Below are 5,110 nucleotides of genomic sequence, written 5' to 3'. Positions count from 1 at the left end.
CATCGCCACCCTCGTCGACACCACAAACCGCACGGGCGGCACGGGCGGCAGCGACGGCACGGGCGGCAGCGGCACAAACGGCACAGCAGACAGCGACGGCACAGCAGGCGACACGGCAACAGACGGCGGCGACGGCACAGACACCGGCGGCAACACAAACACAGCAGGCAGCACGGCAGACGCAAGCAGCACAGGCGACACAGCAGCCCTCACCCACACCACTGGCGACAGCACAACCGCCGACACCACAGCAGCCTAAAAAGACACAAACCTGACACTGGAGCCACCAAACCACACCCCGCCCAACCAACGCGCATCAACACCAGAGCGACACGACAGCTGCCGAGTTGCACCGACGGGCGCCGGCCCATGCTGCGAGACGTTCCGCGCCTCCGTCAGCGGCCACGAAGCCACTCACCCGCCTCTGCCGACATGCCACTTGGGCCGGCAGACCAGCCGTGAGCGTTCGCCCTCCTTGCAGCAGGCCAAAGCAGCGACGGAGAAACGGCGTTGAGAGCATCCCCGCACCCGGATGACGGGCGTGCGCCCGCGCCGGGACCAGGTGCAGGCGGTGGACGGCGTCATCGAGAAACCTGCTTCGTCTTCGAAGCAGAGCCAGGCCGCGAGCGCCGCCACGGCGTTTCCACCTGGGGCCAGGTCTCCTTCACCCAGCCGGTGACGGCTTCCTCGTCGCGCTCGATTGCCCTGCGGGCCGGGACCCCCGGTGGCTGAAGCCGTGCCGGTGCAACATCCGCGCGATGGCCTACAGCGTCAAGCTCTTGCGGAACCGGTGCCCGACCAGCGTCTTGATCCGCACCAGCGTCCAGGCCTGGTCCGGCCGACCGTACGCGACCGGCCCCTTGGCCAGCTCCTGCTCGAGCACGGCGAACAGTGCCTCACTCAGCTTGGGCCTGGACGCCGGCCCCTCGACTCCAGAGCCGGTGTCCCGCCGCTCTCCCACGCCTGGTGCCACCGCAGTACCGACCGCACACTGACACGTAACTGCTTGGCGACCGTGGAACTGCCGTGTCCCAAGGCGAACAACTCGGCAGCCTGCATCCGGATGTGCTCGCGAAACGCCCGACGCTCCGCGGTCGACCCGCCCCCTTGCGGATACCTCATCTGATCGGCTTGCTGCCACAACCACGACTTGGCAGCCCCGAGACGTCACGCCAGCAAGGTCAGTAACTGCTGCTCTTGCCGAAGTAGCGGGCCCGTGCCCGGTCGAGCAGGATGGCGACGCCGAGGACGGCTCCCTGGACCACCTGTTGGTCGTAGGGGCTGACCTTGAGCGCGAGCAGGCCGTTGGTGATGAACTCCAGCAGGATCGCGCCGGCCGCGATGCCGGCGATGCGGCCCTCGCCGCCGGAGAGCGACATGCCGCCGACCACCGCCGCGGCGATCGCGGTCAGTTCCCAGCCTGCTCCTACCGAGGGGTCGGCCACATTCATCCGGCCGATCACCATGATGCCGACGACACCGGCCAGTGCGGCGCTGGCGACGTAGGTGGAGGTGATCCGGCGGGCGGTCGGGATTCCGGCGAGCCGGGCGGCTTCCTTGTTGCCGCCGACCGCGTAGATCTGGCGGCCCACATAGGTGCGCTCCAGCACGAACCACGCGATGACGGCAGCGCCGACGAAGAACAGGGCCGGGACCGGCACTTCGCCGATGTAGTACTGGCTGAGGTTGCTGAACATCGGCGAGAGGTTGTTGATGGGCGAGCCGCTCGTGATCGCGAGCGCCATGCCCTGCGCCACGGTGTAGGTGACCAGGGTGATCACGAAGGGCGGCACGTTCAGGCGGGTGACCATGATCCCGTGCCAGAGACCGACCCCACCGCAGATCACCAGTGTGAACAGGATCGCGAGGGGCGCGGGCATGCCCTCGTTCACGTTCATCCAGGCCGCCAGGATGCCGGCCAGACCGGCCAGCGCGCCCACCGAGAGATCGATGCCCCCGGTCAGGATGACCAGCGACTCCCCTATCGCCAGGATGCCGACCTGCGACAGGTCGCGGCCCATTACCTGGAGGTTGCCCACCGCGGTGTACGTCTCTGCGTTCGCCGCGATCCCGACGAACACCAGCACGCACGCGATGATGACGCCGGCCTCGGGGGAGGCTGCGAGTTTGCGGGCGAGGCCGGCGACGGCCGAGCGGGAACGCGGCGCGGCCTCATCGGGTGCGAGCGTGCTCTGCGCGCTCATGCTGTGGCTCCGTTCGTCAGCTGTTCCTGATCGGGCTTTCCCGGGCCGGCGCTGCCGGGTTCTCCGTGCTCGGGGTCCTCCGCGTGGAGGGGGGACGTGCCGGCCGCGGCCGTCATGATGCGTTCCTTGGTGGCATCGGCCCGGTCGATGACCGTGACCACCCGGCCGTGGTTCATCACCGCGATGCGGTGGCAGATCCACAGCAGTTCCTCCAGTTCGGAGGAGGCCACCAGCAGAGCCATGCCCTGCTCCGCCGCCCGGTCGATCAGCTTGTAGATCTCCGCCTTCGCGCCCACGTCGACCCCGCGGGTCGGCTCGTCGAGCAGCAGCAGGCGAGGTTCGGCGGCGAACGCCCGGCCGAAGATGGCCCGTTGTTGGTTACCGCCGGAGAGAGCGCCGATCGGCTGCTCCACCGACTGCATCCGCACGTTGACGTTCTCGGTGATCTTCCGTGCCTCGGCGCGCTCCCGGCCCGGGCCGAGCAGGCCGCGGGTGCTGATCCGCTTGAGCACCGAGACGACGACGTTCGACCGGATCGACGCGAACAGCACCAGCGACTGCTCTTTGCGGTCCTCCGGGATCAGCGCGATCCCGGCCGCCACGCCGTCACCGGCACCCCGCGGCCGGTAGGACTCGCCGCCCAGCCGCATCCGGCCGCCCGTCGAGGGCTGTGCTCCCGCGATCGTGTGGACCAGGCGGCTGCGACCCGAGCCCATCAGCCCTGCCACGCCCAGGATCTCGCCCTCGCGCACTTCCAGGTCGACGGGGCCGAGACCGTCGGCCGTCAGGCCTTCGACCTGCAGCAGAACCGGACTTGTCGCGGGCGGCTCCTTCGGCTCGCCCTGTGCGACCTCGCCGCCGACCATCTCCCGGATGAGCCGTTCCTCGCTGGCATCGGCCGGTTCGAGGTCGGCGACCAGTCTGCCGTTGCGCAGGACCAGGACGCGGTCGCTGATCTCCCGCACCTCGTCCAGTCGGTGCCCGATGAACAGCACCGTGCCGCCGCGGTCGGCCAGTTGGCGGGCCAGGCCCAGCACCATCCCGGCCTCGACCGGCCCCAGCGAGGAGGTCGGTTCGTCGAGGATGAGCAGCTTGGGCTCGCGGCCCCATGCCTTGGCGATCTCGATCATCTGCCGGGTCGGCACCGGAAGGGTGCGCACCTCCCGGCCCACCGGGATCGTCTCGGCGGACAGGCCGATCTCGGTGAGCATCGCCTTCGCCTCGGCACGCTGTGCGGCACCGTCGACCAGGACCCGCCGTTTCGACTTCCGCGGGCGGCGGCCCAGCAGCAGGTTCTCCGCCACCGAGAGCTGCCCGACCAGCGGGAACTCCTGGGAGACCATGGCGATACCGAGCTGTCCCGCGGCCTCGGTGGACCCCGCGGCCAGATGCTCGCCACCGACCAGGATCTCGCCGCCGTCCCGGTGGACGGATCCGGCCAGCGTGCCCATCAGCGTCGACTTCCCGGCGCCGTTCTCGCCCACCACGCCGATCACCTGGCCGGCGTACAGGTCGAGTTCGGGCAGGTCGAGGACGCGCACCGGTCCGTAGGACTTGTGCACCCCCCGCAGCCGCGCCGTGACGGCGCGGCTGCGGGCGTTCTCCGTGGCCGTCATGCTCAGCCGATCCCGAGCTGGGACTCAAGGGACTGGTACGCGCTCAGGTCGGACTTGGTGACCAGGCCCACGCCGGAGCTGAGGGTCGAACCGTCCTTCTCCAGGTAGGGCTTGATGATCGCCGTCGTCGCGGCCTTGCCGAGCACCTTCTCCGCGGCCAGGATGTACGCCCCGGTGTAACCCTGCTGGTACGGCATCTGCACGACGGTGCCGGAGATGACACCGGACTTGATGAACTTCAGGGTCTGGGCGTCGGAGTCGTCCGACACGATGTGCACCGAGGCGGTCTTGCCCGCCGAGGTCACCGCCTGGGCCAGCGCGGGACCGTCGTAGGAGTAGACGCCGTAGAGGCCGGTGACGTCGGGGTTGTTGGCGAGGATGGTCTCGGCGTCGGAGGTCGCTGTGCTGGCCTGGAGGTTGTCGTTGACCTTCTGTGCGACGGTGATCTTGGTGCCCTTGAGTGCGTCCTCGAAGCCGGCGATGCGCTGGGTGGCATTGGACGCGGTGAGCGAGCCGACGAGGATGGCCACCTTGCCCTTGCCGCCGAGGACCTGCTTCATCGCAGTGCCGGCCTGGAAGCCGGCTGTGTAGTTCGGGGTGCCCAGATAGAGCGAGGCGGCGTCGGTGCCGGGCAGCGGCGAGTCGATCGCCAGGACGCCGATGCCTTTCTGGACGTCGGTGTGGATGGTGCCCGCGGCCGAGGTCGGGTCGATCGCCGAGATCGAGTAGCCGGTGACGCCCTGCGAGCGCAGGGTCTCCAGCTCGGAGTTCTGCTCGGTCAACTTGCCGTTGGGCGGGGCGAAGTAGGTGCACTTGCTCTTCGATATGCCGAGGTCGGAGCAGCCCTTGAGGAAGCCGACCTGGCCGGCCTTCCAGTAGTCGGCGGCCACGTTCACGACCATCGCGATGTCGACCTTGGACAGGTCCTTGCCGGCCAGCGCCGACTTCAGTGCCGCGTCGAGCTTGGCGAGGTTCGTCTGGTTGAAGGTGACCGAGCCGGCCAACGCGACCGGCGCCGCGCTGGGGCCCGCCGACTTCGACGCCGAGGAGCCGCCGGCGTTCTTGGAGCAGCCGGCCGCGGTGAGTGAGATGAGCACTACGGCGGCGACAGCGACGGTACGGGACCTTCTGGTACGAATCATCATTGATCAGTGCCTTTCAAGGCATGCCGGGATGGGGGTATCCACATCCGGTTGCTGTGTGGGCGAATCGAGAGCGATCGGGGCACGGCCGCACGAACCCGCTCCGGCTGTTGGGCATGACGGTGCGTCGGAGGGGGCGGGGTTGGTC

General features: G+C 69.0%; 5 protein-coding genes and 2 pseudogenes. 1 reads left to right on the top strand and 6 read right to left on the bottom strand.

The genetic code is table 11. The features are described from left to right. Positions 1–259: pseudogene (locus tag JHN63_RS53555) on the top strand (hypothetical protein); the annotation flags it as partial. A gap of 158 nt (positions 260–417) precedes the next feature. Here the strand turns inward: JHN63_RS53555 and JHN63_RS54915 are convergent. From JHN63_RS54915 to JHN63_RS47305, 6 genes and pseudogenes are all read right to left on the bottom strand, one after another. Next, positions 418–585, bottom strand: a pseudogene (locus JHN63_RS54915) (IS630 family transposase); the annotation flags it as partial. A gap of 178 nt (positions 586–763) precedes the next feature. Continuing rightward, entirely contained in the window at positions 764–973 is a 210-nt protein-coding gene (locus JHN63_RS53545; protein ID WP_234478774.1) for a hypothetical protein, read from the bottom strand. Further along, entirely contained in the window at positions 901–1,059 is a 159-nt protein-coding gene (locus tag JHN63_RS53540; RefSeq protein ID WP_234478773.1) for a helix-turn-helix domain-containing protein, read from the bottom strand. The genes JHN63_RS53545 and JHN63_RS53540 overlap by 73 nt, the downstream gene beginning before the upstream one ends. A 122-nt stretch (positions 1,060–1,181) precedes the next feature. Beyond that, entirely contained in the window at positions 1,182–2,204 is a 1,023-nt protein-coding gene (locus tag JHN63_RS47315; RefSeq protein WP_200691324.1) for an ABC transporter permease, read from the bottom strand. After that, the gene (locus tag JHN63_RS47310) at positions 2,201–3,820 is read right to left on the bottom strand and encodes a sugar ABC transporter ATP-binding protein (RefSeq protein ID WP_234478771.1); all 1,620 of its coding nucleotides are present in this window, start codon (positions 3,818–3,820) and stop codon (positions 2,201–2,203) included. Before JHN63_RS47310 ends, JHN63_RS47315 begins: the two co-directional genes overlap by 4 nt. A 2-nt stretch (positions 3,821–3,822) precedes the next feature. Beyond that, a complete protein-coding gene (locus JHN63_RS47305; protein ID WP_234478769.1) occupies positions 3,823–4,965 on the bottom strand; it encodes a substrate-binding domain-containing protein in 1,143 nt (380 codons plus the stop codon). Positions 4,966–5,110 lie beyond the last annotated feature (145 nt).

It is taken from the genome of Streptomyces sp. MBT65, assembly GCF_016612545.1.
Classification (GTDB): domain Bacteria; phylum Actinomycetota; class Actinomycetes; order Streptomycetales; family Streptomycetaceae; genus Streptomyces.
The sequence above is the reverse complement of the archived record's forward strand: the minus strand, read 5'-3'. Positions and strand labels throughout refer to the sequence as shown.